We start from the raw sequence: 26,533 nt of genomic DNA, 5'->3' as shown, positions 1-26,533 counted from the left end.
GAAACCCCTCAGATCAAGGCCCGCAGCGGGCCTTCGGGCGGGTCGATGCCGATCGAACTCAGCGCCGCCGCGTGGTACGTGGTGCCCGGCACATGGATGGCGTGCATCTGGCCGACGTGCACGTCACGCCAATACCGTTGCAGCGGTTTGTCCATCCGGGCCGCGTTGCCGCCGGAGCGGGCGAAGATCTCGTCGACGGCGGAGACCGCGCGCCACACCGCGCGAACCTGCGTGCGGCGCCCGGCCGCGCGGTCGGCGAACGACACCTCCTTGCCCGCGGCGACCATGTCGTAGATGCGGTCGGCGTTGGCCAGCAGCTCCTGGCGGGCGGCGTTGATGTCGGCGGCAGCCTCGCCGATCGCGTGCATCACGTAGGGGTCGTCCTTGATCGCGGTCCCGGTGGCGCCCACCCGGCCGCGCTGGTAATCGAGGTGCGCGGCCAGCGCCCCCTCGGCGATGCCGATGGTGGCCGCCGAAATGCCGAGCGGGAACATCGTCGACCACGGCATCAGGTACAGCGGCTCGGTCATGCCGGCCTCGCGCTGGGCGGTGCCGTCCATCACCTTCGCCGCGTCCATGGTCCGGTAGGTCGGGACGAACGCGTCTTTGACGATGACGTCCTTGGAGCCGGTTCCGCGCAGCCCCACCACATTCCACGAGTCCTCGACGATCTCGTAGTCCTTGCGCGGCAGGATCATGTGCAGCATTTGCGGCGGCATCAACGGGATGCCCTTGTCGTCGCCGAGCATGGCGCCCAGGATGATCCAGTCGCAATGGTCGGTGCCCGAACTGAACTGCCAGCGCCCGTTGAACAGGTAGCCGCCGTCGACCGGTTTGGCCACGCCCTGCGGCGCGTAGGGCGACGCCATCCAGGTGTCGACGTCGTCGGCCCAGATCTCGGCGGCCACCTTCGGGTCGGCGTAGGCGAGCTGGTAGGGGTGCACGCCCACCACGCCGACGATCCAGCCCGCCGCGGGATCGAGCGCCGCGGTGGCCATCGTCGTCTCGGCGAACTCGCGGGGGTGGACCTCGAAGCCCTGATACTGCTTGGTCTGCAGCAGCCGGATCAGCCCGGCGCCCTTCATCAGCTTGACGGTGTCGTCGGTGAGCCGGCCGAGTTGCTCGGCCTCCGCGGCCTGTTCGCGCAGCTGATCGGCCATGGCCACTACCCGGTCCAGTACCCGGTCGCTCATATCGTTGTCCTTACGTGTGGGTGCTTAGTAATGGTCTACCGCAGTCCCGACCCGTCCCAAAGTAAATCCCGATGAGCGGACACAACGCGGTCAAAATTCGACATGAACATCGGTGCCCGCGGGCCGCGCCTGGCAGGCCAGAATCAGGCCCTCCTCGAGATCGTCGGCGTCCAACACGTCGCACGGAACCATGTCGACCTCGCCCGCGACCACGGTCGCCACGCACGAGCCGCAGCGGCCCTCCCGGCACGAGTGGGGCACGCCGATGCCCGCCTCGAGCAATGTCTCGACCAGCGTCTGCCCGTGGGGCCAGCACAAATGATGGCGTCGACCGTCCAGCTCGACGTCGACGCGCGCGACTTGCGGCATCCGCCGATCGTGAGCGATCCAGACGGCAGGGCGAACCCAGCTGCCCGGTGGCCGGGAAGATGCGCCCCCGGCGTCCGGTGACCGGGAGGGGGAGCGGTGCGCGATCCCGCAGGCCTTACCGTGACTGGTTGTGAACGATCCCGGCGAACAGGCTCTCGATGTGGTCGTGGTCGGCGCGGGGTTCGCCGGCCTGTACGCCCTGCACAAGCTGCGCGGCCAGGGGCTTTCGGTGCGAGTCCTGGAAGCCGCGCCCGAGATCGGCGGGACCTGGTACTACAACCGGTATCCCGGCGCGCGCTGCGACGTCGAGAGCGTCGACTACTGCTACTCGTTCTCCGACGAACTGCAGCAGGAATGGAACTGGACCGAACGCTACGCCACCCAGGCCGAGATCCTGGCGTACCTGAACTGGGTCGCCGACAAACTCGACCTGCGCCGCGACATCGCGCTGCGCACCCGCGTGGTCTCCGCGACGCTCGACGAGACGACGCTGCGCTGGACGATCACCACCGATGCCGGCCAGACGATCTCGGCGCGGTTCTGTCTCATGGCTACCGGTCCGTTGTCGGCCGCGCTGACCCCGGACTTCGACGGCCTGGACACCTTCGCCGGCGAGATCTACCACACCGCGCAATGGCCCCACGACCCCGTCGACTTCACGGGCAAGCGGGTGGCCGTGATCGGCACCGGATCCTCCGGCATTCAATCGATTCCGGTCATCGCCGAGCGGGCCGCACACCTCTACGTCTTTCAGCGCACACCCAACTACAGCGTGCCGGCGGGCAACAGGCCGCTGTCGGCCGAAGAGCTCGACGAAATCAAGGCGGAATATGCCCAGCGACGCGCGCTGTCGTGGCGCAGCGGCGGCGGCTCACCCCACATCACCGCGCCGAAGCCCACCATGCAGTTCACGCCCGAGGAGCGCCGAGCGGCGTTCGAAAAGCGTTGGCAGCTCGGCGGTGTGCTGTTCTCGAAGACCTTCCCGGACCAGATGACCGATCTGGAGGCCAACGAAGAGGCCCGCCGATTCTACGAGGAGAAGGTCCGGGCCGTCATCGACGATCCGGCCGTCGCCGACCTCCTGATCCCCAACGACCACCCCATCGGCACCAAGCGAATCTGCACCGACAGCAACTATTTTCAGACCTTCAACCGCCTGAACGTGTCGCTGATCAGCGTCCGCGCCACCCCCATCGAATCCGTCGACACCACCGGCATCAACACGACCGACGCCCACTACGACGTCGACATGATCGTGCTGGCAACGGGTTTCGACGCGATGACCGGTGCGCTGGGCCGGATCGATATCGTCGGGCGCCGCGGCACCGCTATGCGCGACGACTGGGCGCACGGACCCCGCACCTATTTGGGGCTGGGCGTCGACGGCTTCCCCAACCTGTTCCTGATCTCGGGCCCGGGAGCGCCCGCCGTGCTGGCGAACATGGTGCTGCACGCCGAAGCCCAGGTGAACTGGATCGCCGACGCCATCGCGTTCCTGGACGAGCACGGTTACGCCGCGATCGAAGCAGGCGTCGACAGCGTGGACGGCTGGGGCGCCGAATGCGCCCGTCGGGCCGAGACGACGCTGTTCACCAAGGCGAACTCGTGGTACATGGGCGCGAACGTGCCGGGAAAGCCCCGGGGTTTCATGCTGTTCGTCGGGGGCTTCGCGACCTATAACGACATCTGCGCCGAGGTCGCCGACGCCGGCTACCGCGGCTTCGATCTCATCGAACGATGACGGGTCTACGGGACACGGTCGTCGTCGTCACCGGCGCCGCCAAGGGAACCGGCCGGGTGCATTGCCAGCGGTTCGCCGACGAGGGCGCCGACGTGATCGCGCTCGACGCCCCGGCCGTGGCCGACGAGTTGGCCGACACCGCAGAGAAAGTCGCCGATCGCGGTCGGCGCTGCGTGACCGGGCTGGCCGACGTCACCGACCTCGGGGCCGTCACCGCCGCCATCGATGCCGGCGTCGCCGAGCTGGGCCGCCTCGACACCATCGTCGCCAACGCCGGCGTCCACCTGCCGGGCGCGCCGTCGTGGGAACTGGACCCACTGGTGTGGCGGCGCACACTGGACATCAACCTCACCGGCGTCTGGCACACCGTCAGGGCCGGGGTGCCGCATATCGGTGGTGACGGCGGCTCCGTCGTCATCATCAGCTCCACCAGCGGCCTTCGCGGCCTGCCCAACACCGCCCACTACACCGCCAGCAAGCACGCGGTGGTGGGACTGGCCCGCACGCTGGCCAACGAGCTCGGGCCCCGCGGCATCCGGGTCAACACCGTGCATCCAGGCCCCGTCGCGACCCCAATGGTGCTCAACGAGGCCACCTTTCGGCGGCTGCGACCGGACCTGGAAAACCCGACGGAGGCCGACGCCGCCGAGGTGCTGCGGGCCCGCAACCTGCTTCCGGTGCCGTGGGTCGAGCCCGTCGACATCGCCAACGCCGTGCTGTTCCTGGCCTCGGATGAGGCCCGCTACATCACCGGCACCCAGCTCGTCGTCGACGCCGGCCTGACCCAGAAGACGACATGAGGGCGGCGCGCGGCGGGCGACTCGACGGCAAGGTCGCCCTGATCACCGGCGCGGCGCGGGGGATCGGTCGCGCGCAGGCCGTGCGCTTCGCCCAGGAGGGCGCCGACATCGTGGCGCTCGACGTGTGCGGCCCGATCGACACGGTGCTCGTCCCGCACAGCACGCCGGACGACCTCGACACCACCGCATCGCTGGTCCGCGAGGCCGGCGGGCGGGTGCACCCCGAGATCGTCGACGTCCGCGACCTCGCCGGCATGCGGGCCGCCACCGACCGCGGCGCCGCGCGGTTCGGCGGGCTGGACGTGGTGTGCGCGACCGCGGGAATCACGTCGCGCGGCATGGCGGTCGAGCTGGACGAAAACGCCTGGCGCACCATGCTGGACGTCAACCTCACCGGGGTCTGGCACACCTGCCGCGCCGGCGTGCCCCACCTCATCGCGCGCGGCGCCGGATCGGTGATCCTGACGAGCTCGATCGCCGGGCTGCGCGGCCTGGTCGGCGTCGCGCACTACACGGCCGCCAAACACGGCGTGGTCGGCTTGATGCGCTCGATGGCCAACGAGCTTGCGCCGCACCATGTCCGGGTCAACTGCGTCAACCCGACCAACGTCGACACGCCGATGATCCAGAACGACGTCGTCAGCAGCGCCTTTCGCCCGGACCTGGACCGCCCGCCCACGCGCGCCGAATTCGCCGACGCCGCGCGTTCGATGAACATGCTCGCAGTGCCGTGGATCGACCCCCTCGACGTCGCCAACGCCGCGCTGTTCCTCGCCTCCGACGAGGCGCGCTACATCACCGCGATCACCTTGCCCGTCGACGCGGGCGCCACCCAAAGATAGGAGGATCCGTGACCGACATCGCGAAGTACGGGCCGTGGGCGGTGATCGCCGGCGGCTCGGAAGGCGTGGGCGCCGAGTTCGCAAAGCAATTGGCCGGTGACGGGTTCGATCTGGTGCTGATCGCTCGCAAGCCGGGACCGCTGGAGGACACGGCGCGGCAGTGCCGCGAGATCGGCGCACAGGTGCGCACGTTGGCCATAGACCTGCTGGACCCCGACGCGGTCGCGCGAATCACCGCGCAGACCGCGGACATCGAGGTCGGCCTGTTGATCTACAACGCCGGCGCCAACACCTGCAGCAAGCCGTTTTTGGACGCCGAGCTCAGCGAGTTCGGCCGGGTGATCGACCTCAACGTGACGCGGATGCTGCAACTCGTGCAGCACTTTGCGCGGCCGATGCGGTCTCGCGGCCGGGGCGGCATTTTGGTGGTCGGCTCGATGGCGGCGACCCACGGTTCGATGCGCCAATCGGTCTACACCGGCGTGAAGGCCTTCAGCCGCCTCTTCGCCGAGAGCCTGTGGCTGGAGCTGCGCGAGCACGGCGTCGATGTGCTGGAACTGGTGCTGGGCGTGACCCGCACGCCGGCCATGGCCCGGGCCGGCCTGAACTTCGACGTGCCGGGGCTATCGGTGTCCGAACCGGCCGACGTGGCCCGCGAGGGGTTGGAGAACCTGGCCAACGGCCCGGTGTTCATCGCGGGCGGCAACGCGGCCGCGGTGCACCGGGGCAGCGGCCCGGACCGCGCCGCGATCGTGCTGGGCGCGCACAGAGCCGTGCAGGAACTTCTGGGCCAGAAATGATGCGCTCCTGAAACTGGAAGGAGATCAGCGGTGATCGACGCCGACGAACTGTTGACACGGCTGTGCCGACTCGAGGACGAACGCGATATCGCCCGATTGATCGCGTCTTACGGTCCGGCGGTGGACGCGGGGGACGCCGACGCCGCGGCGCGGCTCTGGGCGACCGATGGCGGCTACGACGTCGAGGGTTGGCAGATGCACAGCCGGGCCGACGTGCGCGCCATGGTCAGCTCGGCCTCCCATCAGAAGCTGGTGGGTGGTGGTTGCTGCCACTTCGTCGGACCGGCGGTCGTGACGGTCGCGGGAGATTCGGCGGTGGCGGTCAGCGAATCGCTGGTTCTCGTGCGCGACGGCGAGAGTTACCGCGTATGGCGCTGCACGGCAAACCATTTCGAGTTTCGGCGCATCGAGAACCGTTGGCGGATCACCAAGCGTACGAGCCGTGTCCTCGATGGCAATCCCGGGGCCCACGCCTTGCTCACCGCGGGCCTGGCGGGTGCACCGGCACCGACATTGGGCGCCGGGGGAGACGTGGATTGAGGACGGTCCCGCGCTAGCCGCGCGAAAGGAACGCCAGCACAGTGCTTTCGAAGGCCTCCCTGGCCTCGATCATCGCCCAGTGCCCCGAGTTCGGGAAGATGTGCAGCTCCGCGTTGGGAATGGTGCGCATCGGGATCAGGGCCATGTCTGGCGGGCTGACCCGGTCGTCGCGTCCCCAGGTCAGCAGGGTGGGCGCGGTGAGCTTGTGCATGGTCGCCCACGGCAGCGGCCGGTCGGAGGCGGCCAGCGCGGCGTTCATCCCGGCGAACGCCGCCTTGCCGTACATGCGCCGCGCCGCGGCCAGGGTGTCGGGGTCGGTGGCCAGCTGCCAGCGCTCCTCGATCAGCTGCTCGGTGACCAGCCCCTGGTCGTAGACCATCGACTTGAGCCAGTCGACCAGGCGCTGGCGCGTCGGGTCCTCGACGAATTCCTGCAGCAGCCGGATGCCTTCGCTGGGGCTGGGGCTGAAGATGTTGGTGCCGATCCCGCCGATGGTCACCAGCCGACCGACGCGCTCGGGATTATGGGTGGCGAAGTTGATGCCCACACCGCCGCCCATCGAGTTGCCCACGATGTGCGCCTTGGCGACGCCGAGCGCGTCCAGCAAGGGCGCGACGGTGCCGAACGCGGTGACCATCGGGTGTCCGCCGAAGTCGTCGCTGACCCCGAACCCGGGGAATTCCAGGATCAGGCAGCGGAATCGCTCGGCGAAGGCGGGCAGCACGCCGCGGAAGTTGCGCCACCCGGTGACCCCGGGCCCGGACCCGTGCAGGAACAACAGCACCGGTGCGGAATCGGGGGCCCCGCTGTCCCCAGTGTCGTAGTAGCGCAAAGCGCCGTTTTCCGTGCCGATTTCGCGCAGGTCTTCCTCTGCGAGAGGCTGTCGAGAAGTGTCTGCCACGGGTGTCACCATGCCATGCCGCGGCGCCGAGGGGGGATGGGGTTCCGCTGAACGGGCGGCGGTCAGGTTCGGCCGCGGACCGGCGCGCTCGAATTCATCAGCTCTTTGAGGGCGACGGGGAAGGCGTCGGCCAGGTCCCAGAGGTCGGCCACGAGGTCGGGGCAGGAAATGATGCCGACGCCGAGACGGCGGCCCAGCGACATCACGGTGATGTTGAGCCCGGCGCCGGCGATGATCGGACCGAGCGGGTACATCGCGTCGAGCCGGCAACCCAAGAAGTAGAGCTGGTCTCGCGGCCCGGCCACGTTCGACATCACCAGGTTGTGCGGCGGCTTCTCGGGCAGCGGTATGCGGGGCAGCAGCTTCATCGCGGCACCGAACATGGTCTGCCCGGCCACCTGCGTCCAGTCCTGCAGCAGGGTCGGTCCCATCGCGGCGGCGTGGTCCTTGGCCGCGGCGTTCCCGCCGGCGATGCGGGTGAGGCGTTCGGCGGGGTCGGCGATGTGGGTTTCGAGCCGGCACAGCATCCAGGTCATCTGATTGCGGCCCGGTCGAGATGACTTGCCGCGCACGGACACCGGCACGCTGGCGACCATCGGAATATCCGGCAGGGCGTCGCGGTCGAGAAGGTACTGCCGCAGCGCCCCCGCGCACATCGCCGTCACCACGTCGTTGACGGTCACCCCGAACCGCTGTTTCACGGTTTTGACGTCCTCGAGGTCCACGCTCGCCAGGGCGATGTTGCGGCGTCGGGTGAAGCGGCCGTTGAACGCCGTGGGCGGCGCCGCGAACGGGGCCGCCATCGTGTGGCCGCCGGCGCGGGCGCGCAGGACCGTTTGCGCCAGCGTCAGTGCCGTGGCAGGCACCACCCGCGCCAGGCGCCACGGTCGCAACGCCGCCCCGATCAGACCGCCGGCGGCGATCTGCAATGGGTTCGCCGCGCCGGCGCGGGCGGCCGGTTCCGGCGGCGGCGGCGGGCAGTCGGGGGTGGGGCCGCACAGTTGCGCGAGCAGGTTGGCTCCGCCCACACCGTCGACCACCGCGTGGTGGGCCTTGAGGACGACGGACAGCGCGTCCCCGCCACGCAGCCCTTCGATCACCCACATTTCCCACAGCGGACGATCGCGATCGAGCGCCAGGCCGGCGACGTGGCCGCAGATTTCCGCCAGTTCTTCGCGCCCGCCCGGCGAGGGCAGCGCGACCCGGTGCAGGTGGCGTCCCAGATCGAACCGGTCGTCGTCCACCCAGACCGGATGGTCGAAGTTCAGTTGGTTATCGGCCAGCTTGAGACGGAATTCCGGGACGGCGTCCACCCGCTCCGCGAGCGCCTCACGAAAGCGCGCGAAATCGTAGCCGCCGGGCATGGTCGCGGGGTCGAGCTCCAGGACGCAGCAAACGTTCAGCGGCTGTGTCGGTGATTCGAGGTACAGAAAGAACGCGTCTAGCCCACTGAGTCGCTGCATACTCGCTCGTCTCTTGTGTGCGGCTCTGACCGCTGGTCACATGACCATCGGTCATCCCAACGCTCGTGGGGGATCCACGATCGGGGCGACCGCGATTTGTTGTGTGACGGTCTTTCTATAGCCACTGGGGGGCTTCCGGCAAACATTGCGCCGGACGCGGATCGGGACCGCGTTCTGCGAGGGCTAGCGTGCCATCGCCGAGTCGGGCGCTGCCCAGTCGGTGGACACCCGGCGGTGCTTGATCAGCCAGGTGCCACCCTCGGGCACCAGGACGTCCCGGTAGCGGCCGCAATGGTCGAGCCCAATGTGGGTGACGACGGTGAAGTACGACTTGACGCGCGCCTCGCCAGGTGTCACTTCGGTGAACAACACGTTCGCGACGTTATGGCGCACAATCGGTTTGACGCCGCCAGTGACATCGGCGTCGACGGCGACCTTTCCGGTGACGCCGCCCAGGAATTCCGCGATCGCCGATCGCCCGCGCAGCGGGTCGAACCCGCGGATCTCGAGCACGCCGTTCGGACAGAACGTCTCCGCGAGGCCGTCGAGCGCGCCCGCGTCGCCGGACCAGTTGTAGCGCGCCAAGGTGTCGCGGATCTGCTCACGGGCCACCAGTTCCCACGTTTCCACTGCTATGGTTCCTCCCGCCGCTGACCGGGGTGCAGCGATATCGGGCCTCAGCGTAACCGATACGGCCGGGACATTCCGGCGTCGTCTCGGCCGGGCATTGTCAAACACCCTGAACCGCAGGGGAATTAGATGCAACGGCCGGCGGTCCTTGCGCGGCGACCGCCCGACGCGTCGGCGCTGTGGCGAAGGCGACTCCCGTCGAAGGTTTTGGGAACCGACCGGCTGGGCAATAAGCGCTGAGCAAGACGCACGACAAGGAGGGGAGTACGTATGTCGGACAAGAGCGGTCCCGAGGAAGCCGTCGAAGGCGTCGTCGAGGGCGTCAAGGGCAAGGTGAAGGAAGTCGCCGGGGCGGTCGCCGGACGCGACGACCTGATGCGCGAAGGCCAGGCCCAACAGGACAAGGCCGATGCGCAGCGCGAGGCCGCCCAGAAGGAGGCCGAGGCCGAAAGCGCCCGAAAGGCCGCCGATATCAACGAAGCTCGCCAGAAGGCCGAACAGTAGCGACAGCCGGCGGTGGCCCGGTCACGTGGTGTCCGGGCCACCGCCGCTGTCACCACTTCCGCTACGGGCGGTAGCGCAATACAGTGGGTGGATGAAACCCGGCGAAGACGGCAGGCACCTGCGCACCTGCCCGTTGTGTGAAGCCATGTGCGGCTTGGAAATTCAGGTCGATGACGGCCTTGTCACCGGCATCAGGGGCAACCGCGACGACGTCTGGAGCCGCGGGCACCTGTGCCCCAAGGGCACATCGCTGGCCGCCCTGCACGACGACCCGGACCGCATCCGCGAGCCGATGATCAAGGTCGACGGTCAGTGGCAGGAGGTCAGCTGGGACGCGGCGTTCCGGCGCTGCACCGAGTTGCTGACGCCGGTGATCGACAAATACGGAATCGGCGCGGTGACCGCCTACACCGGTAACCCGCTGGCGCACTCGTTCTCGCTGGCCCGCTACGCGGGCGTGTTGATGGGCATGTCCGGGATGCCGATCACCTACTCGCCGGGCACGGTCGACCAATGGCCGAAGAACCTGTCCTCGCACCTGATGTACGGACTCTGGTGGAACTTCCCGGTGCCGGACATCGAACGCACGGACCTGCTGGTCATCATGGGCGCCAATCCCGCCGCATCGCAGGGCTCACTGCTGGCAGCGCCCAACGTGATGGGCCTGATCGACGCGATCCGCAAGCGCGGCAAGGTCATCGTGATCGACCCGGTGCGCACCCCGACCGCCGCGCGCGCCGACGAGTGGCTTCCCATCGTGCCCGGGACCGACGCGGCGCTGTTGCTGGCGGTCGCGCACACCCTCTTCGCCGAAGACCTCGCCCGTCCCGGTCCGCACCTCGCCGGCCACCTCGATGGGCTGGACACCCTGCGGCGGGCCGTCGCGGACTGGCCACCGGAACGCGTCGGCGCCGTCACCGGCATCGGCGAAGACCGGATCCGCCGGTTGGCCCGCGAACTCGCCGGCACCGACAAATCGGTGGTCTACGGACGAATCGGGTTGTGCAACCAGGAATTCGGCAGCCTCGCCAGCTGGCTCGTCGACGTGGTCAACATCCTGACCGGTCATTTCGACACCCCCGGCGGCGCCATGTTTCCCAGGCCGGCCGCCTGGTCGATCACCACGCAGCCCCTGCCCGGATTGGAGGGCGGCGCACCGGAATTCGGCCGCTGGCACACCCGCGTGCGCGGCGCCAAGGAAGTTCTCGGCCAGGCGCCGGTGTCGTGCATGGCCGAAGAGATCGCCACCCCGGGCGACGGCCAACTCAAGGCGCTCATCACGGTCGCGGGCAACCCGGTGCTGTCCACCCCCGGCGGCGACAAGCTCGACGAAGTGCTGCCGATGCTGGAGGCGATGATCTCCGTTGACCTTTGGCTCAACGAGACCACACGGCACGCTGATGTGATCCTGCCCGGACTGTCGCCGCTGGAGCAGCCGCATCACGACGATCTGATCCTGCTCTTCGCGATTCACAGCATCGCGAATTACTCCGCGCCCGTGTTCGATCCGGGCGATCGCCCGCACGAATGGGAGATCCTGATCCGGCTGACCGGACTGTGTACCGGCACGCCCGCCGAGGACGTCGACGTTGCGGCCATCGACGACGGCTTCTTCGATTACCTGGCCTTCACCCGCGGGCTCGACGGCGCGGAGATCCGCAAGCTCTACGAGCACGGCGGGCCGGAGCGCATGCTCGACCTCACCCTGCGCACCGGGCCCTTCGGCGACCAGTACGGCAAGAATCCGGGCGGGCTCACGCTGGACACGCTCAAGGCCAACCCGAACGGAATCGACTTCGGGCCCATGGTCCCCCAACTCCCCGACATCCTCGGCACCCCCGACAAGAAGATCCGGCTCGCACCGCAGTACCTGCTCGACGACCTGCCCCGGCTGGCCGCGCGCATGGAACGCCCCGCCGAACCGCTGGTCCTGGTGAGCCGCCGACACCTGCGCTCGAACAACACCTGGCTGCACAGCGTGCCCGCGCTGATGAAGGGAAAGGACCGGTGCACGTTGCTGATCCACCCCGACGATGCGGCCCGGTGCGGCATCGCCGACAACGACATCGTGACGGTGAAATCGGAGGCCGGCGAGATCAGGGTGCCCGTGGAGATCACCGACGCCATCAAGCCGGGCGTGGTCTCGATGCCCCACGGCTGGGGACACGGCAAGCCGGGCACCCGCATGACGGTGGCCAACGGCTCACCGGGCGCGAACACCAACGTGCTGTCCCCGCCGACATTCGTCGACCAGCCGTCCGGCAACGGGGTGCTCAACGGCATCCCGGTGACGATCATCGACGATCAAGCCAGATTCCGTCCCGCGCAAGCGCTTTGAGGAAGCCGGCGGTTTACCAAGGAGTCTCAGGGGTCGACCGGCCGATTCGTCCACTCGCGGCCCGGCCGGCGTGACGAGCGGAACCATCCGCCGGCCGCGCCCGTTCCGCCATCGGTCGCGATGGTGTGGCCCGTGACGAACGACGACAGGTCCGAGGCCAGAAACAGGATCACGCGGGCCTGATCCTCGGGCTGGCCCATCCGTCCGACCGGCACCCACCGCGGCCATTGGGTGTGCTCCTCGGGCGACAGCCATTGCGAGTAGGGCACTTGAAGGGACTCGGTGACGTCGGGGGCGATCGCGTTGACCCGCACGCCGTGGTTGCCCACCTGCACGGCGAGGCTGCGGGTGAAGCCGATCAGGCCCGCCTTGAACGCGGCATACACCGGATCCTCCGGGTAGCCGCGCAGCCCCTCGACCGACGAGACGTTCACGATCGCACCGGCGTGCCGGTCCACCATGGCGGGCAGGAACGCCCGGGTGAGCAGGAAGACGTGGTGGAGGTTGATCCGGTAGAGCTCATCCCAGAGCCCCGGGTCGGTGTCGACGAAGTTTCCGGGGTGGCGCAGCCAGTGGCCCACGTTGTTGACCAGCACGTCGACCCGCCCGTGCTCGTCCAGCACCGTCCGGGCCAGGCCGGTGACCTGGTCCGGCGCCCGGACGTCGGTGACGACCGCCCGCGCGGATCCGCCGGCCGCCGTGATCGCGTCGGCGGTCGCGCCGCCCAGCTCGCCGTCGATATCGGCGATCACTACGTGCGCGCCGTGGCGGGCGAAAAGCCGCGCGGTGGCCGCGCCGATGCCGCCCCCGCCGCCGGTCACGACCGCGACCCGGTCGGCCAGCAACGAACCCGGATGCTCTGCCTGTGTCATCGCTCATATCTTGGGCCACGCGGCGGCCCCGGCCACAGCCGGTCCGGCCCCATTCCGGCCGCGCGACGTCGGCGATCGCGATCAACGGGTGGTACCCATCTCTGCCGGCGGCAAACAGTGACCTACGCGACGTTTGCTGCGCGCTGGATCCACCGGTAAGCCGGGTACCCGGTGTCCACTTAGGAGTTGATGACACAGTGAGCACAATCGATCCGGCCCGCATACTGCCGAGCGTGGCGACGACGCGGCGCATGCACCATCGGCATAGCCCCCAGTCGGTCGCCGTCTCGCTCGCCAGCCGGTTGATCGTGAAGAACGCGGTCCGCGCCTGGGCCATGACGCCCAACCTGCACTGGCCGCTGGAGTACGTCGACAGTTTTGCCGGGATGTTTCCCCGTCTCGGCTCCGCGGCGAGCACCGAACCGGTGCGTCTCGAGCACTGCGCCGCGGAGTGGGTTCGCGCTCCCGGCGTCTCGGGGGACCGTGCGATCCTGTACCTGCACGGCGGCGCGTTCCTCACCTGCGGCCTCAACACGCACCGCTCGATGGTGACCCGCCTGTCCAAGGAGGCCGACGCCGCCGTGCTCGCCGTCGCCTACCGGAAGTTGCCCGCACATCAGATCACCGACGCCATCGACGATGGGATCAGCGGCCTGCGGTGGCTGCAGGACCGCGGCTACGACGGCGACCGGGTCGTCGTGGCCGGCGACTCGGCCGGCGGATACCTGGCGTTCATGACCACGCTGTCGGCGATCGGCGAGGACATCATGGAGCCGGCCGGGGTCGCGACCATCTCGCCGTTCACGGACACGGACCCGGCACGAAAACTCAAGCACCGCAACGCCCGCAAGTGCTCGATGTTCACCCGCAGCGCGTTCTCGCGGTTCGCTAAGTACCTCGGCGACGCCCGGGCGGCGGAGGGCCGGGGCGAGTCCACGGTCGCCTCGCCCGTGGATGCCGACCTGTCGTCGTTGCCGCCGGTGACCATTCACGCGAGCTCGGACGAATTGTTGCTCGCCGACGCGGAACTGATGGCGAAGCGCCTGGAAGCCAGCGGGGTCCGATGCGATCTGCACCTGTGGGACGGGCAGATCCACGACTTCCCGTTGGCCGCCGACATCTTGCCGGAGGGCAGGCGCGCCATCAAATACCTCGGCGATTTCGTCAAGGACGTCACCCCCGCCGGGGACGCGGTCCGGAGTAAGGTCCGGAACGTGCGCCGCCTGCGCAGCGCCGCCGCGGCCGGTTGAAGCCGACGAAAGTAATTGTGCCGCAGGCTGATTCGACGGCCGGCGCCCGTATCCCGTTGCGCCGGGTGCCCAACTCGCGGCGCTGCCGTTACAGTTGGTCCTGATGAGCCCACCAGCCCCGCCTGCGCTGACCGTGCGGTACGAGGGAGCCGAGCGCACCTTCGCGGCAGGCAATGACGTCGTGATCGGGCGTGACCTTCGCGCGGACGTCCGCGTCGCCCACCCCCTGATCTCCCGCACCCATCTGATCGTGCGGTACGACCAGGGCCGATGGGTCGCCGTCGACAACGGCAGCCTCAACGGTCTGTACGCGAACAATCGCCGCGTCCCGGTCATCGACATCCAGGACGGCATGCGCGTCAACGTCGGCAATCCCGATGGCCCGGCGCTGACCTTCGAGGTCGGCCGCCACCAGGGTTCGGCCGGGCGGCCGCCGCTGACGACGTCGATACCCATCGTCAGCACGCCCGGCGCGCCCCTCGTGGGAGCGCCGCAGAGCCCGAGCGGCACGCAAACTTCCGCCCAGCCTCAGCAGCCGGCGTCTGCCTCATTCCGCCACTCGGCGCATCCGCCCACCACCACGCAGCCCAGCCACTCACCGAGCGGACCCCTCGCGAGCCAGCCGCCCAGCGGCCCGACCCCGAGCCATCCGTCGGGGCCGCAGACCCGCTTCCCGACCAGCGGCCCCCTGGCCGCGCCGCCCAGCGCGCCCCAGCCCGCGCCGCAGATCTACCGGGCGCCGTCGGCGGTACATGCGGCCCCGCCCACCACCGCGCAACCGGCGTCCCAGACGGGCCGCATCGGTGGCGACTCGTCGAACATCGCCACGTCGATGATGAAGATCCTGCGGCCGGGCAGGGCCGGGCTGGAGTCCACGCCGGGCGCGATCACGATCGGCCGCGCCAACGACAACGACATCGTCATCCCCGAGGTCCTGGCGTCACGCCACCACGCCACGCTGATCCCGGCGCCCGGTGGCACCGAGATCCATGACAACCGCAGCATCAACGGCACCTTCGTCAATGGCGCCCGCGTCGATTCGGCCGTGCTGCACGACGGTGACGTCGTCACGATCGGCAACATCGACCTGGTCTTCGCCGGCGGCACCCTGGCCCGCCGCGACCAGACCGCGACCGCGACGCGCACCGGCGGCCTCGACGTGCGCGGGGTGACGTGGACGATCGAGAACAACAAGACGTTGCTGGACAACATCTCGCTGACCGCCCTGCCCGGGACGCTGACCGCGATCATCGGGCCGTCCGGCGCCGGCAAATCGACGTTCGCCCGGCTGGTCGCCGGGTACACGCACCCGAGCACCGGCACGGTGGCGTTCGAGGGCCACAACGTCCACGCCGAGTACGCCTCGTTGCGCAGCCGGATCGGGATGGTGCCGCAGGACGACGTCGTGCACGGCCAGCTGACCGTGCAGCAGGCGTTGATGTACGCCGCCGAGCTGCGCCTGCCGCCGGACACCACCAAGGACGACCGCGCCCAGGTGGTGGCCCGGGTACTCGAGGAACTCGAGATGACCCAGCACCTGCACACGCGGGTCGACAAGCTCTCCGGCGGCCAGCGCAAGCGCGCTTCGGTGGCGCTGGAGTTGCTCACCGGGCCGTCGCTGCTGATCCTCGACGAGCCGACGTCGGGCCTGGATCCGGCGCTGGACCGGCAGGTGATGACCATGCTGCGGCAGCTGGCCGACGCCGGCCGGGTGGTGCTCGTCGTCACCCACTCGCTGACCTACCTCGACGTCTGCGATCAGGTTTTGCTGCTCGCCCCCGGCGGCAAGACGGCGTTCTGCGGGCCGCCCGGCCAAATCGGTCCCGCCATGGGCACCACCAACTGGGCCGACATCTTCAGCACCGTCGCCAACGACCCCGACGGCTCCCGGGAGCGCTACCTGGCGCGGACGGGCCCGCCCCCGGCGCCGCCGCCGGCGGAGAAACCCGCCGAACTGGGCGACCCCTCACACACCAGCCTGTTCCGGCAGTTCTCCACCATCGCCCGGCGCCAGATGCGGCTGATCGTCTCGGATCGCGGCTATTTCGTGTTCCTGGCGCTGCTGCCGTTCATCATGGGTTCGCTGTCGATGTCGGTGCCCGGCGATGTCGGCTTCGGCATCCCGAACCCGATGGGCGCCGCGCCTAACGAGCCGGGTCAGATCCTGGTGCTGCTGAACGTCGGCGCGGTGTTCATGGGTACCGCGCTGACCATCCGCGACCTCATCGGGGAACGCGCGATCTTCCTGCGCGAGCAGGCGGTTGGCCTGTCGACGTCGGCGTACCTGCTGGCCAAGGTGTGCGTGTACACGGTCTTCGCGATCGTCCAGTCGGCGATCGTTACCATCATCGCGGTGCTCGGCAAGGGCGCGCCGACCCAGGGCGCGGTGGCGTTGGGCAAGCCCGGCCTCGAGTTGTTCGTCGACGTCGCGCTGACGTGCGTGGCCTCCGCCATGCTGGGCCTCGCGCTGTCGGCCGTCGCCAAGTCCAACGAGCAGATCATGCCGCTGCTGGTGGTGGCCGTCATGTCACAGCTGGTGTTCTCCGGCGGGATGATCCCGGTGACCGGCCGGGTGGGGCTGGATCAGATGGCCTGGGCCACGCCCGCCCGGTGGGGATTCGCGGCGTCGGCGTCCACCGCCGACCTGACCAAGCTGGTGCCCGGGCCGCTGACCCCGAAGGACTCGCACTGGCAGCACACGCCGGCCAGGTGGTGGTTCGACGTCGGCATGCTGGCGCTCATCAGCGCCGTCTATCTGGGTTTCGTGCGCTGGAAGATCCGCCTCAAGGGCGGCTGATCGCTCGCGCGTCAGGCGCCCTTGCGGACCACTTGGTCGGCCGCGGCGCGCATCCGATCGGACAGTTGCAGAAGATTGTGCTCGCCTACGCCCAGGGGAAGGGTGTACGCCAGTTGTCTCAATTCGACGGCGTAGTTGCGCAAGTCCTCGCGGAGGCGCGTCTCAACAGTGGGCATGATTTCTCCCTCGGGCTGGGGCAGAGGGCCTGGTCCGCGTTGACCAACCGATCCGAAAATCTTCGCAGCCCGCGGCCGAATCCGCCAGAGCGTCGACGGGTTTTAACGGGAGTTTGACAGCGGTTTTACAGTGCGACCCCCGCCGTTCGCGACCGATGCGCGGCAGAATGCCCCGCGCGAACTCGCGGCGGCGTTACGCTGGCGCTGCTCGGTGTAACGGCATCGACGCTCCGAGAAAGGCATAGGCGCCGGAATGGATTTCGAACTCGACGCCGGGCAGCGCGCCTGGCTGGCCGAGGTCCGCCAATTTCTGCACGAGAACGTCACCCCCGCATTGCGCGCCGAGCTGGCCGCGCACGACTTGGAGATTCTCGACGGCGAGGTGGCGCGGTTCCGCCGCGAGATCGGCGCCAAGGGCTGGTTCGGGCTGAACTGGCCGCGCGAGTACGGGGGGCTGGGTCTGGGCGCCATTCACCAGCACCTGTTGATGAGCGAATTCGAGTACTGGGGCGTGCCCGGACCCGACCTGACCGTCACGTCGGTGGCGCCGATGATCATGCGTCACGGCACCGAGCGGAACAAGAGCGAGTGGCTGCCCCCGATCGCCCGGGGCGAAATGATCTGCGCGGTCGGCTATTCCGAGCCCGAGGCCGGGACCGACCTGGCGAGCCTGCGGACCACCGCGACCCGCGACGGCGAGGAATGGGTGATCAACGGGACCAAGATCTGGAACAGCGGCGCGCAGCGGGCCACGCACGAATGGCTCTGCGTCCGTACCGATCCGACGACCGCACGCCACCGCGGCATCTCGGTCATCATCGTGCCGATCGACAGCCCCGGCGTCGAGATCCGCCCGCTCTACGCGTGGTCGGGCTACCGCACCAACGAGGTGGCATTCCGCGACGTGCGGGTGCCGGCCACCAACCTCGTCGGCGAGGTCAACCGCGGCTGGACCTACATCACCGGCGCGCTCGACCTCGAGCGCGGCGCGCTGACCAACGCCGGAGACCTGCGCCGCGCCGTCGAGGAATTGCACGAACTTTCGCGCAGTCCGCGCCGCGACGGGACGGTGCCCGCCGACGACCCGTCGCTTCGCCGCCGGCTGGCGCAGGCCGAAGCCGACGTCGCGGTGGCCACGCTGATGGGCTACGAGGCGGCCTCGATCCTCGACAGCGGCGTCATTCCGACCGTCGAAGTGAGCGTCGAGAAGGTGTTCACCAGCGAGCTGCGCCAGCGCATCGCCGCCCTGGCGCTCGATCTCCTCGGCCCGGACGGCCTGTTGGCGCATCGCAGCGAACAGGCCCCGCTGGCCGGCAAATTCGAGCGGCTCTACCGGGCCGCCCCGCTGATGCGCTTCGGCGGGGGCACCAATGAGGTGCTTCGCGACATCATCGCCCAGCGCGGGCACGGGATGCCCTCCTATGGACGCTGACGGAAGCCTCGCACACCACCGATGAAGACGATCCCGTCCGCAGAGCAGCGGGAGTTCGCCGCGGCGCTACGCGCCCTGCTGGCCGCCGAGAACCCGGTCAGCCAGGTGCGCGCCCTCGACGAGCCGGGCGCGGACCGGCGCACGCCGGCGCTGTGGAAGGCGGTGGCCGACGCGGGGGTATTCGGGCTGGCCGTCGCCGAGGAGTACGGCGGCGCCGGTGGCTCACTCGACGACCTGGCCGTGTTCTACACCGAAGCCGGCCGCGCGCTGTGCCCGACGACCGTGCACAGCACCGTGCACGCCGCCCTCGCCGTCGACCAGCTCGGCTCCCCGGAGGCCAAGGCCGCTTGGCTGCCCCCGCTCGCGTGCGGCAGCGTCCGCGCCACCACCGCCCTCTGGAACGCCCGCGACGCCGCGCTCGTCGCCCCTGCGCTGCGCGCCGATCCCGATCCGAATCGGTGGCGGCTCAACGGAACCGCGGATTACGTCGCCGACGCCGATGTCGCCGATCTCATCGTGGTATCGGCCGCCTCGTCGCGGGGCGGAGCCGAACGCCCGCTGGTCTTCCTCGTCGACGCGCACGGCGGCGGTGTGACCGTCGAGCCGCTCGACATGGTCGGCGGGCACCGGGCGTTCACCGTCCGCTTCGACGACGCGGTCGTGGCCGGTGACGCCGTGCTCGACGGCGTCACCGTGCCGGGATTGCGCCGGCTGGCCAACACCGCGGTGGCGCTGGGATCACTCGACCTGGTCGGGGTCGGCCAGGCCGTGCTGGACCGCACCGTCGACTACACCAAGCTGCGTCACCAGTTCGGCCGGCCCATCGCCTCGTTTCAGGCGGCCCAGCATCTGATCGCCGACATGCACATCGCCCTGGCGGCCGCGCGATTGGCGGCGCACGCGGCGGTGTTCTGGCTGGGGCGCGGCCGCACCGCGAGCAGGGAGACCGCCATCGCCCGCATGCACGCGGCAACCGCGGCCCGGCTGATCACGCTCGACGCCCATCAGCTGCACGGCGGGATGGGCTATGTCACCGAGACGGACCTGCATTTGTGGAGCGAGCGGGCCCGCCTCGGTGCGACGCTCGGCGGCGGCGCCGACGTCGCGGCGTCGTGGCTTCGGGAGACCATGGGAGAAGGGAGCGCCGGTGAGTGAGGACAGCTTGATCGACGCCGAGTCGGCGTCGCGGGTGGGCACGGTCGCCGCCTCGGCGACCGGCGAGGTGACCCGGCGCGATTGGCAACGGTGGGCGGCCGCGGTCGGCGAGGACAACCCGTTGTATTTCGATCCGGAGTACGCCCGCGCCAACGGCTTTCGCGACATCATCTGCCCGCCGCTGTACCTGCAGTACGCGGTCCTCGGGGTGTCGCGGCTGGAGTCGCTGCGCCCCGACGGATCCTCCGGCGCGGTCTCCGGCAGCCTCGCGTTTCCCCGCGCCCCCAAGCGGATGGCCGGCGGGGAGAGCTTCACCTTTCACCTGCCGGCCTACCACCGCGACGAAATCGAAATGGTCCGCACCATCGAGTCGATCGTCGAAAAACGGGGCCGCTCCGGCAGATTCGTCCTCGTCACCTGGCACACGGTGTACCGCAACCAGGATCGCGACCTGCTGGCCGAAGCGTCGACGTCGATGATCGCCCGCCCCTAGGAGCATCGTGACCGACCAGCAAGTGTTCTATGAAGACATCGCCGTCGGCGATCACATCCCCACGCTGACGGTGACCGTCGACGAAACCCAGATGTTCTTCTTTTCGGCCGCCACGTACAACGGTCACCGCATCCACTACGACAAGGAGTGGGCCCGCGACACCGAGGGATACGACAACGTGCTGGTGCACGGTCCGCTGCAGGCGGCGCTGCTGGCCCGCGCCCTCGGGGACTGGATCGGCGGGCGGGGCAGGCTGGTGACGTTCTCGGTGCAGAACCGGGCGATCGCCTATCCCGGTGAGGCGCTCAGTTTCGGTGGCGAGGTCACCGGCAAACGCCCGGGCGGCAATGATTTTGAGGGCTACGGCCTGGTGGATCTGGACATCGCCGGCCGGCGCGGCGACACGGTGCTGATGCCGGGCACCGCCGGCGTCGCGCTGCCGCTGCGGGGGAGCCGGGCATGAGCGGGCTGCGGGGAGAGGCCGCGATCGTCGGCATCGCCGAGCTGCCGGCCGAACGGCGCCCCACCGGCCCCGCGATGTTCACCCTCGACCAGTACGCGCTGCTGGCGAAGATGGTGATCGAGGACGCCGGTGTCGATCCGGGCTGTGTCAACGGCCTGCTGACCCACGGCATCGCCGAGTCGGCCATGTTTGCCCCGGCCACCCTGTGCGAATACCTGGGCCTGGCGCTGGATTTCGGTGAGCGGGTCGACTTGGGCGGGGCCACCTCGGCCGGCATGGTCTGGCGGGCCGCGGCGGCCGTCGAACTCGGCGCCTGCGAGGCCGCCCTGGCCGTGGTACCCGGCTCCGCGGCCGTGCCCCGGTCCGAACGGCGGCCCGCGCCGGAGCCGAATTGGTATGGGGCGTCCTCGGGCAACTACGGCTCGCCGCAGGCCGAGTTCGAGATCCCCTACGGCAACGTGGGCCAAAACGCGCCCTACGCGCAGATTGCCCAGCGGTACGCGGCCGAATACGGTTACGACCCCGCCGCGGTCGCCAAGATCGCCGTCGACCAACGCACCAACGCGTGCGCCCACCCCGGTGCCGTCTTCCACGGCACCCCCATCACGGTGAACGACGTGCTGGACAGCCCGATGATCGCCGACCCCATCCACATGCTGGAAACGGTGATGCGCGTGCACGGGGGAGCGGCGGTGTTGATCGCCAACGCCGACATCGCGCGCCGCGCCCGCCACCGCCCGGTCTGGATCAAGGGGTTCGGCGAACACATCGCCTTCAAGACCCCCACCTACGCCGAGGACCTGCTGTCCACACCCATCGCCCGCGCCGCCGAGCGGGCGTTCGCGATGGCCGGGCTGTCCCGGTCCGACGTCGACGTCGCCTCGATCTACGATTGCTACACCATCACGGTGCTGATGAGCCTGGAAGACGCCGGATTCTGCGCGAAAGGCAAAGGCATGTCGTGGATCAACGAACACGATTTGACCCATCGCGGGGAGTTCCCGCTCAACACCGCCGGCGGGCAACTGTCCTTCGGTCAGGCCGGAATGGCCGGCGGCATGCACCACGTGGTCGACGGCGCGCGGCAGGTCATGGGACGTGCCGGCGACGCGCAGGTGCCCGACTGTCACACCGCGTTCGTGACCGGCAACGGCGGCATCATGAGCGAGCAGGTCGCGCTGCTCCTGCGGGGGGATTAGCGATGGCCCGCCGCGACGATGCGCTCGTCCCCGAGCCCACGCCGGTGTCCCGGCCGTTCTGGGACGGCCTGGCGCAGCACCGGATCCTGGTGCAGTACTCGCCGTCGCTTCGGCAGCACGTGTTCTACCCGCGCACGCTGGCCCCGGGGACCCTCGCCGACGACCTGGAATGGCGTGAGATCGACGGCGCCGCAACGCTGTACACCTTCACGATCGCCCGCCGGCCCACCGGCCCGCCGTGGGCCGACGCGCTGCCGCAGCTGCTCGCGGTGGTGCAGTGGCACGCCGGGCCGAAATTCAGCACCGAGCTGGTCGACGTCGATCCCGGCGACGTCCGGATCGGGATGCGGGTGGAGCCGGTGTTCTGCGATCTCGAAGACGGAGTCACGTTACTGAGGTATCGGCCCGCATGACCGAAATGAGCGACGTCATCGTCATCGGTGCCGGGTTCGCCGGGCTGTACGCCGTGCACCGAGCCGCCTCGGCGGGGCTGTCGGTGACGGCGCTCGAGGCGGCGCCCGACGTGGGCGGCACCTGGTACTGGAACCGCTATCCGGGCGCACGTTGTGACGTCGAAAGTGTGGACTACTCCTACTCTTTCGACGAAAATCTGCAGCGCGACTGGCAGTGGAGCGAACGCTTCGCCGCCCAACCGGAGATCCTGGCCTACCTTCGGCACGTCGCCGACCGCTTCGACCTGCGCCGCCACTACCGGTTCGGCGTCGACGTCGTCGGCGCGGCCTTCGAGGGTGGGCGTTGGCAGGTCGACACCGCGACCGGACAAAGCCATGCGGCGCAGTTCCTCCTGTGCGCCACCGGGTGCCTGTCGGCACTCAACCGGCCCGATATCCCGGGCGTGCAAGACTTTTCGGGAGAGGTGTATTTCACCGCCGCCTGGCCGCGCGAGGATCCCGATTTGCGCGGCAAGCGGGTGGGGCTCATCGGCACGGGATCATCGGGGATCCAGGTTGCGCCGATCATCGCTTCGCAGGCCGAAAACCTGGTCGTATTCCAGCGATCCGCGAACTACACCATCCCGATGCCCAACCGGCCGTGGTCGGCCGACGAACAGCGGCAGATCCAGGAGCAGTACCCCGAGCGCCGCCGCGCCTCGGCCTACGCGTCGGCGGGCACGCCGCACGGCAGCTACCACAAGAACGCCGTCGACACCGACCCCGAGGAGCGGGCAGCGGCGTTGTGGGAGCGTTGGCGCGAGGGCGGGGTTCTTTTCGCGAAGACCTTCCCCGACCAGACCCGCAACGCGTCGGCCAACGAGGTCGCCAGGAAGTTCGCCGAGGAGCGGATCCGGGAAATCGTCGCCGATCCCGCGGTCGCAACCGACCTGATCCCGGTGGACCACCCGATCGGAACCAAACGGATCTGCACCGACGACGGCTACTACGCCACATTCAACCGCGACAACGTGCGGCTGGTGAACCTGCGCCGCGAGCCCATCGAGGCGATCACCGCCGACGCCGTGCGGACCCCCGCGGCGACCTACCCCTGCGATGTGCTGGTGTTCGCGACCGGGTTCGACGCCATGACAGGCGCGTTGACGCGGATCAACCCGCGCGGGCCGCGAGGGGAGCGGCTGCGCGACATCTGGTCCGATGGCCCCCTCACCTTCCTCGGCCTGATGGTGCCGGGCCTGCCGAACCTCTTCACGATCAGCGGGCCGGGCAGCCCGTCGGTGTTGGCGAACATGGTGCTGCACGCCGAGGTTCAGGTCGACTGGGTCATCGAGCTGGTGCGGGCCGCGCGGCGGCGCGGCGTCAGCGAGGTCGAACCGAGCCGTGACGCCGCCGTCGCCTGGACCGAGCAGGTGGCCGAAGCGGCCGAGCAGACGCTGTTCCCCCGGGCGGCATCGTCGTGGTACCTGGGCGCCAACATCGAGGGCAAGAAGCGAGTCTTCATGCCCTACATCGGCGGGTTCGGTACCTACCGTCGGCACTGCGACGACGTGGCGGCCCGCGACTATGCCGGGTTGGTGATGACGACCCGATGACAGCACGGAGGAAGTGAGACGGTGCCGGAGACGGTTCAGCAGCTGTTGCGGCAGCGCAGGCACGAGGACACCCCCGCGATCGCCCACGGCGAGAAGACGTGGACCTGGCGCGAGCACCTCGCCGAAGCCGAGGCCGAAGCGGCTGCCCTGATCTCGCGCGCCGACCCCACCCGGCCGCTGCATGTCGGTGCCGCACTGGGCAATTCACCGGCCATGCTGCGGGCGATGGCCGCGGCAGCGCTGGGCGGCTACGTGCTGTGCGGCCTCAACACGACCCGCCGCGGACCCGCGCTGCTCGCCGACATCCGGCGCTCGGATTGCCAGATCCTGCTGGTCGACCGCGATCACCTGCCCCTGCTGGAGGGCCTGGATCTCAACGGAATTCAGGTTTTCGACGTGGACGGGACGAGTTACGCCGAGGCGGTGACCGCGGCGCCACCGCTGACCCCGCACCGCGAGGTCGCCGCCGCCGACACGTTCATGATGATCTTCACCTCGGGGACGAGCGGTGACCCCAAGGTGGTCCGGTTCGCGCACGGGATGGCCATCATGTGCGGCGCCAGCCTGATCTTCCAGTACGACGTCACCGCCGCCGACGTGTGTTACCTGGCGATGCCGCTGTTTCATTCGAACGGCGTCGCCGCGGGGTGGGCGGTGGCCATCGGCTGCGGCGCCACCATGGTCCCCGCCAAGTTTTCGCCGTCGCGGTTCCTCGAGGACGTGCGCCGCTACCGCGTGACCTACCTGAACTACGTCGGCAAGCCCCTGGCGTTGATCCTGTCCACCCCGGAGCGTCCCGACGACGCCGAGAACACCCTGCGGGTGGCCTTCGGCAACGAGGCGACCGATCGCGATATCGCCGAATTCGCAAGGCGTTTCGGTTGCCGGGTGGTGGACAGCTTCGGATCCAGCGAGTTCGCGGTGATCGTGGTCCGAGAAGACGGCACCCCGCCCGGTTCCATCGGCAAGCCTTACCCCGGGGTGAGCATCTACAACTCGACGACACTGACAGAATGTGACGTCGCGACGTTCGACGCGCACGGGGCGCTGACCAACTTCGATGAGGCCGTCGGCGAACTCGTCAACACCCAGGGCGCGGGACCGTTCGCCGGCTACTACAACGATCCCGGCGCCACGGCCGAGCGCATGCGCCACGGCATGTACTGGTCGGGCGATCTGGCCTACCGGGACGCCGACGGCTGGATCTACCTGGCCGGGCGGACCTCCGATTGGATGCGGGTGGACGGCGAGAACTTGGCCGCCGCACCGATCGAGCGGATCCTGGCGCGGATGCCCGGCATCAGCCAGGTCGCCGTCTACGCCGTGCCCGACGACCAGGTCGGCGACCAGGTGATGGCCGCGATCGTGCCGCGCGCCGGGGCGGAACTGATGCCGGACGATTTCGGGAGATTCCTGGCGTCGCAGCCCGATCTGTCACCCAAGGCGTGGCCGCGCTACGTGCGCATCAACGACCAGCTGCCCGCGACCGCGACCAACAAGATCCTCAAGCGCGCGCTCATCGCCGCGGGCCCCAGCGCCGAGGGCGGTGTGTTGTGGACGCGGCCCGCCCGCGGCACCACCTACGTTGCGGCCGACGAAAACGCCGACGGCCGTTCGGCATCCACCATCGCCGGCGCCTGAATCAGCGGCCCGAGACAGCGTCGGCCCCACCGGCCTCGCTGGGCGCCGGCGCTTCCCCGAACCGCGCCAGCACCAACGTCGCCGCCACCGCGACGGCGAATCCCGCGATCACCAGCCCACCGAGCCCGTCGCGCGCCGTGTCACCCAACCACGCCACCCCCACGAACGCCGGGGCGAGGGTTTCGCCGACGACCATGCCCGCGACCGCCGTGGTCACGGATCCGCGATGCAGGGCCGAGGTGAGCAACAGAAATCCGGCGGCGCCACCCGCGACCGCCGCGTACAGGGCGGGGTTGGCGTAGAACGACCGCGTGGTCGGATCGATCACGTCGATCAGGCGCACACCGACCTCGACGACGCCGAAGCCCGTCCCGGCACCCAGCCCCAACGCGAGCGCTCGCGCGCGGTCGGGCAGACGCCCGGCGGCGAAACCGGCGATCAGTACCGCGGCCACCACGCCCAGGAGCGCCCAGCCGAGCCCGGCCGGGGCGTGTCGAAAGTGCCCGGGCCCGGCGGCCACTGCGAGGGCGACGAGGCTGGCGCAGACCACGCCGACGGCGCACCACTCGACCGGCGACAGCCGGGCCGACAACACCCACGCGGCGACGACCCCGGTGACGGCGATCGAGGCGGCCAACGCCGCGGCGACGACGTAGATCGGAACCAGCCGCAGCGCGGCCACCTGAAGGACAAACCCGACGACGTCGAGGCCGATCCCGACCAGGTAGCGCCACTGCCGGACGGCCCGCAGCAGCAGCACGGCGTCGACGCCCGAGCCGCTGCCCGCTTCCACCGATCGTGTCCCCGCCGCTTGCAACACGGTCGCGGTGCCGTAACAGAGCGAGCAGCCCAACGCGAGCAGAAAGCCGATCAACACACCCACCGACACTAGCCGCGCGGGGCGCCGACCCCGCCCAACACCGAATGGT

Annotated in this window: 25 protein-coding genes; 17 read left to right on the top strand and 8 right to left on the bottom strand. The window is 69.5% G+C overall.

Annotation, left to right across the window (positions count from 1 at the left end; genetic code table 11):
- Positions 1-8: 8 nt before the first annotated feature.
- Both P6281_RS13815 and P6281_RS13810 read right to left on the bottom strand, forming a co-directional pair.
- On the bottom strand, positions 9-1,193 hold the full coding sequence (locus P6281_RS13815) for an acyl-CoA dehydrogenase family protein (RefSeq protein ID WP_009957249.1): 1,185 nt from the start codon (positions 1,191-1,193) through the stop codon (positions 9-11).
- Positions 1,194-1,283: 90 nt separating this feature from the next.
- Positions 1,284-1,562 carry a 2Fe-2S iron-sulfur cluster-binding protein gene (locus tag P6281_RS13810; protein ID WP_248921323.1) on the bottom strand — a complete coding sequence of 93 codons (279 nt, stop codon included), beginning with the start codon at positions 1,560-1,562 and terminating at the stop codon, positions 1,284-1,286.
- Between the two features lie 130 nt (positions 1,563-1,692).
- Between P6281_RS13810 and P6281_RS13805 the strand changes: the two genes are divergently transcribed.
- From P6281_RS13805 to P6281_RS13785, 5 genes are read left to right on the top strand one after another with little or no spacing between them, the layout of a single operon-like run.
- Complete coding sequence (locus tag P6281_RS13805; protein WP_202377442.1) at positions 1,693-3,303, top strand: flavin-containing monooxygenase; 1,611 nt, start codon at positions 1,693-1,695, stop codon at positions 3,301-3,303.
- The gene (locus tag P6281_RS13800) at positions 3,300-4,103 is read left to right on the top strand and encodes a mycofactocin-coupled SDR family oxidoreductase (RefSeq protein ID WP_014384843.1); all 804 of its coding nucleotides are present in this window, start codon (positions 3,300-3,302) and stop codon (positions 4,101-4,103) included. The genes P6281_RS13805 and P6281_RS13800 overlap by 4 nt, the downstream gene beginning before the upstream one ends.
- Positions 4,100-4,945, top strand: coding sequence for a mycofactocin-coupled SDR family oxidoreductase (locus tag P6281_RS13795; RefSeq protein WP_014384842.1), 846 nt, complete (start codon positions 4,100-4,102; stop codon positions 4,943-4,945). Before P6281_RS13800 ends, P6281_RS13795 begins: the two co-directional genes overlap by 4 nt.
- A gap of 8 nt (positions 4,946-4,953) precedes the next feature.
- Positions 4,954-5,745, top strand: a complete 792-nt coding sequence (locus tag P6281_RS13790) for an SDR family NAD(P)-dependent oxidoreductase (protein WP_014384841.1) — start codon at positions 4,954-4,956, stop codon at positions 5,743-5,745.
- A gap of 30 nt (positions 5,746-5,775) precedes the next feature.
- Positions 5,776-6,285 (top strand): nuclear transport factor 2 family protein, encoded by a 510-nt coding sequence (locus tag P6281_RS13785; RefSeq protein WP_202284223.1) that lies wholly within the window; start codon positions 5,776-5,778, stop codon positions 6,283-6,285.
- Positions 6,286-6,298: 13 nt separating this feature from the next.
- Here P6281_RS13785 and P6281_RS13780 read toward each other — a convergent pair whose 3' ends face one another.
- From P6281_RS13780 to P6281_RS13770, 3 genes are all read right to left on the bottom strand, one after another.
- The gene (locus P6281_RS13780) at positions 6,299-7,198 is read right to left on the bottom strand and encodes an alpha/beta fold hydrolase (protein WP_269156378.1); all 900 of its coding nucleotides are present in this window, start codon (positions 7,196-7,198) and stop codon (positions 6,299-6,301) included.
- A 50-nt stretch (positions 7,199-7,248) separates the two neighbouring features.
- Positions 7,249-8,649, bottom strand: coding sequence for a WS/DGAT/MGAT family O-acyltransferase (locus P6281_RS13775; RefSeq protein WP_014380246.1), 1,401 nt, complete (start codon positions 8,647-8,649; stop codon positions 7,249-7,251).
- 183 nt (positions 8,650-8,832) lie between these two features.
- On the bottom strand, positions 8,833-9,279 hold the full coding sequence (locus P6281_RS13770; RefSeq protein WP_009954238.1) for a nuclear transport factor 2 family protein: 447 nt from the start codon (positions 9,277-9,279) through the stop codon (positions 8,833-8,835).
- Between the two features lie 270 nt (positions 9,280-9,549).
- On the opposite strand from P6281_RS13770, the gene mbp1 reads away from it, so the two are divergent.
- On the top strand, positions 9,550-9,783 hold the full coding sequence (mbp1, locus tag P6281_RS13765; protein WP_009954239.1) for a microaggregate-binding protein 1: 234 nt from the start codon (positions 9,550-9,552) through the stop codon (positions 9,781-9,783).
- A 91-nt stretch (positions 9,784-9,874) separates the two neighbouring features.
- A complete protein-coding gene (locus tag P6281_RS13760) occupies positions 9,875-12,121 on the top strand; it encodes a molybdopterin-dependent oxidoreductase (RefSeq protein WP_324738392.1) in 2,247 nt (748 codons plus the stop codon).
- A gap of 26 nt (positions 12,122-12,147) precedes the next feature.
- Here the strand turns inward: P6281_RS13760 and P6281_RS13755 are convergent, their stop codons facing one another.
- Positions 12,148-12,993 carry an SDR family NAD(P)-dependent oxidoreductase gene (locus P6281_RS13755; RefSeq protein WP_324738391.1) on the bottom strand — a complete coding sequence of 282 codons (846 nt, stop codon included), beginning with the start codon at positions 12,991-12,993 and terminating at the stop codon, positions 12,148-12,150.
- Positions 12,994-13,244: 251 nt separating this feature from the next.
- Here P6281_RS13755 and P6281_RS13750 point away from each other — a divergent pair, with 251 nt between their 5' ends.
- Positions 13,245-14,243 carry an alpha/beta hydrolase gene (locus P6281_RS13750; RefSeq protein WP_193375152.1) on the top strand — a complete coding sequence of 333 codons (999 nt, stop codon included), beginning with the start codon at positions 13,245-13,247 and terminating at the stop codon, positions 14,241-14,243.
- A gap of 103 nt (positions 14,244-14,346) precedes the next feature.
- Complete coding sequence (locus P6281_RS13745; RefSeq protein ID WP_162494292.1) at positions 14,347-17,040, top strand: FHA domain-containing protein; 2,694 nt, start codon at positions 14,347-14,349, stop codon at positions 17,038-17,040.
- 11 nt (positions 17,041-17,051) lie between these two features.
- Here P6281_RS13745 and P6281_RS13740 read toward each other — a convergent pair whose 3' ends face one another.
- On the bottom strand, positions 17,052-17,216 hold the full coding sequence (locus tag P6281_RS13740; protein ID WP_008257199.1) for a hypothetical protein: 165 nt from the start codon (positions 17,214-17,216) through the stop codon (positions 17,052-17,054).
- A gap of 253 nt (positions 17,217-17,469) precedes the next feature.
- On the opposite strand from P6281_RS13740, the gene P6281_RS13735 reads away from it, so the two are divergent.
- The 8 genes from P6281_RS13735 to fadD1 are packed head-to-tail and all read left to right on the top strand — an operon-like array spanning position 17,470 to position 25,604.
- The gene (locus P6281_RS13735) at positions 17,470-18,648 is read left to right on the top strand and encodes an acyl-CoA dehydrogenase family protein (RefSeq protein ID WP_014384835.1); all 1,179 of its coding nucleotides are present in this window, start codon (positions 17,470-17,472) and stop codon (positions 18,646-18,648) included.
- Positions 18,649-18,669: 21 nt separating this feature from the next.
- A complete protein-coding gene (locus P6281_RS13730) occupies positions 18,670-19,803 on the top strand; it encodes an acyl-CoA dehydrogenase family protein (protein WP_014384834.1) in 1,134 nt (377 codons plus the stop codon).
- The gene (locus P6281_RS13725) at positions 19,796-20,296 is read left to right on the top strand and encodes a MaoC family dehydratase (protein ID WP_014384833.1); all 501 of its coding nucleotides are present in this window, start codon (positions 19,796-19,798) and stop codon (positions 20,294-20,296) included. The genes P6281_RS13730 and P6281_RS13725 overlap by 8 nt, the downstream gene beginning before the upstream one ends.
- 7 nt (positions 20,297-20,303) lie before the next feature.
- Positions 20,304-20,759 (top strand): MaoC/PaaZ C-terminal domain-containing protein, encoded by a 456-nt coding sequence (locus P6281_RS13720; protein ID WP_095562759.1) that lies wholly within the window; start codon positions 20,304-20,306, stop codon positions 20,757-20,759.
- On the top strand, positions 20,756-21,958 hold the full coding sequence (locus P6281_RS13715; protein ID WP_201358688.1) for a thiolase family protein: 1,203 nt from the start codon (positions 20,756-20,758) through the stop codon (positions 21,956-21,958). Before P6281_RS13720 ends, P6281_RS13715 begins: the two co-directional genes overlap by 4 nt.
- 2 nt (positions 21,959-21,960) lie before the next feature.
- On the top strand, positions 21,961-22,371 hold the full coding sequence (locus P6281_RS13710; RefSeq protein WP_324738389.1) for a Zn-ribbon domain-containing OB-fold protein: 411 nt from the start codon (positions 21,961-21,963) through the stop codon (positions 22,369-22,371).
- Positions 22,368-23,963, top strand: a complete 1,596-nt coding sequence (locus P6281_RS13705) for a flavin-containing monooxygenase (protein WP_324738388.1) — start codon at positions 22,368-22,370, stop codon at positions 23,961-23,963. Before P6281_RS13710 ends, P6281_RS13705 begins: the two co-directional genes overlap by 4 nt.
- 21 nt (positions 23,964-23,984) lie before the next feature.
- A complete protein-coding gene (fadD1, locus tag P6281_RS13700; RefSeq protein WP_324738387.1) occupies positions 23,985-25,604 on the top strand; it encodes a fatty-acid--CoA ligase FadD1 in 1,620 nt (539 codons plus the stop codon).
- A 1-nt stretch (position 25,605) separates the two neighbouring features.
- Here fadD1 and P6281_RS13695 read toward each other — a convergent pair whose 3' ends face one another.
- Complete coding sequence (locus P6281_RS13695) at positions 25,606-26,493, bottom strand: DMT family transporter (protein WP_202349206.1); 888 nt, start codon at positions 26,491-26,493, stop codon at positions 25,606-25,608.
- Positions 26,494-26,533 lie beyond the last annotated feature (40 nt).

Source organism: Mycobacterium sp. 5-140-3-2 (assembly GCF_035666375.1).
Taxonomy (GTDB): domain Bacteria; phylum Actinomycetota; class Actinomycetes; order Mycobacteriales; family Mycobacteriaceae; genus Mycobacterium; species Mycobacterium intracellulare.
Note: the sequence above shows the minus strand (reverse complement) of the source record. Positions and strands in the feature narration are given on the sequence as shown.

Excerpts from the sequence above, each read along its gene's own strand:
- P6281_RS13815 (WP_009957249.1), bottom strand. The coding sequence starts at position 1,193 with ATGAGCGACCGGGTACTGGACCGGGTAGTGGCCATGGCCGATCAGCTG.
- P6281_RS13810 (WP_248921323.1), bottom strand. The coding sequence starts at position 1,562 with ATGCCGCAAGTCGCGCGCGTCGACGTCGAGCTGGACGGTCGACGCCAT.
- P6281_RS13800 (WP_014384843.1), top strand. The coding sequence starts at position 3,300 with ATGACGGGTCTACGGGACACGGTCGTCGTCGTCACCGGCGCCGCCAAG.
- P6281_RS13795 (WP_014384842.1), top strand. The coding sequence starts at position 4,100 with ATGAGGGCGGCGCGCGGCGGGCGACTCGACGGCAAGGTCGCCCTGATC.
- P6281_RS13780 (WP_269156378.1), bottom strand. The coding sequence starts at position 7,198 with ATGGTGACACCCGTGGCAGACACTTCTCGACAGCCTCTCGCAGAGGAA.
- P6281_RS13775 (WP_014380246.1), bottom strand. The coding sequence starts at position 8,649 with ATGCAGCGACTCAGTGGGCTAGACGCGTTCTTTCTGTACCTCGAATCA.
- mbp1 (WP_009954239.1), top strand. The coding sequence starts at position 9,550 with ATGTCGGACAAGAGCGGTCCCGAGGAAGCCGTCGAAGGCGTCGTCGAG.
- P6281_RS13760 (WP_324738392.1), top strand. The coding sequence starts at position 9,875 with ATGAAACCCGGCGAAGACGGCAGGCACCTGCGCACCTGCCCGTTGTGT.
- P6281_RS13755 (WP_324738391.1), bottom strand. The coding sequence starts at position 12,993 with ATGACACAGGCAGAGCATCCGGGTTCGTTGCTGGCCGACCGGGTCGCG.
- P6281_RS13750 (WP_193375152.1), top strand. The coding sequence starts at position 13,245 with ATGCACCATCGGCATAGCCCCCAGTCGGTCGCCGTCTCGCTCGCCAGC.
- P6281_RS13745 (WP_162494292.1), top strand. The coding sequence starts at position 14,347 with ATGAGCCCACCAGCCCCGCCTGCGCTGACCGTGCGGTACGAGGGAGCC.
- P6281_RS13740 (WP_008257199.1), bottom strand. The coding sequence starts at position 17,216 with ATGCCCACTGTTGAGACGCGCCTCCGCGAGGACTTGCGCAACTACGCC.
- P6281_RS13735 (WP_014384835.1), top strand. The coding sequence starts at position 17,470 with ATGGATTTCGAACTCGACGCCGGGCAGCGCGCCTGGCTGGCCGAGGTC.
- P6281_RS13730 (WP_014384834.1), top strand. The coding sequence starts at position 18,670 with ATGAAGACGATCCCGTCCGCAGAGCAGCGGGAGTTCGCCGCGGCGCTA.
- P6281_RS13715 (WP_201358688.1), top strand. The coding sequence starts at position 20,756 with ATGAGCGGGCTGCGGGGAGAGGCCGCGATCGTCGGCATCGCCGAGCTG.
- P6281_RS13710 (WP_324738389.1), top strand. The coding sequence starts at position 21,961 with ATGGCCCGCCGCGACGATGCGCTCGTCCCCGAGCCCACGCCGGTGTCC.
- P6281_RS13705 (WP_324738388.1), top strand. The coding sequence starts at position 22,368 with ATGACCGAAATGAGCGACGTCATCGTCATCGGTGCCGGGTTCGCCGGG.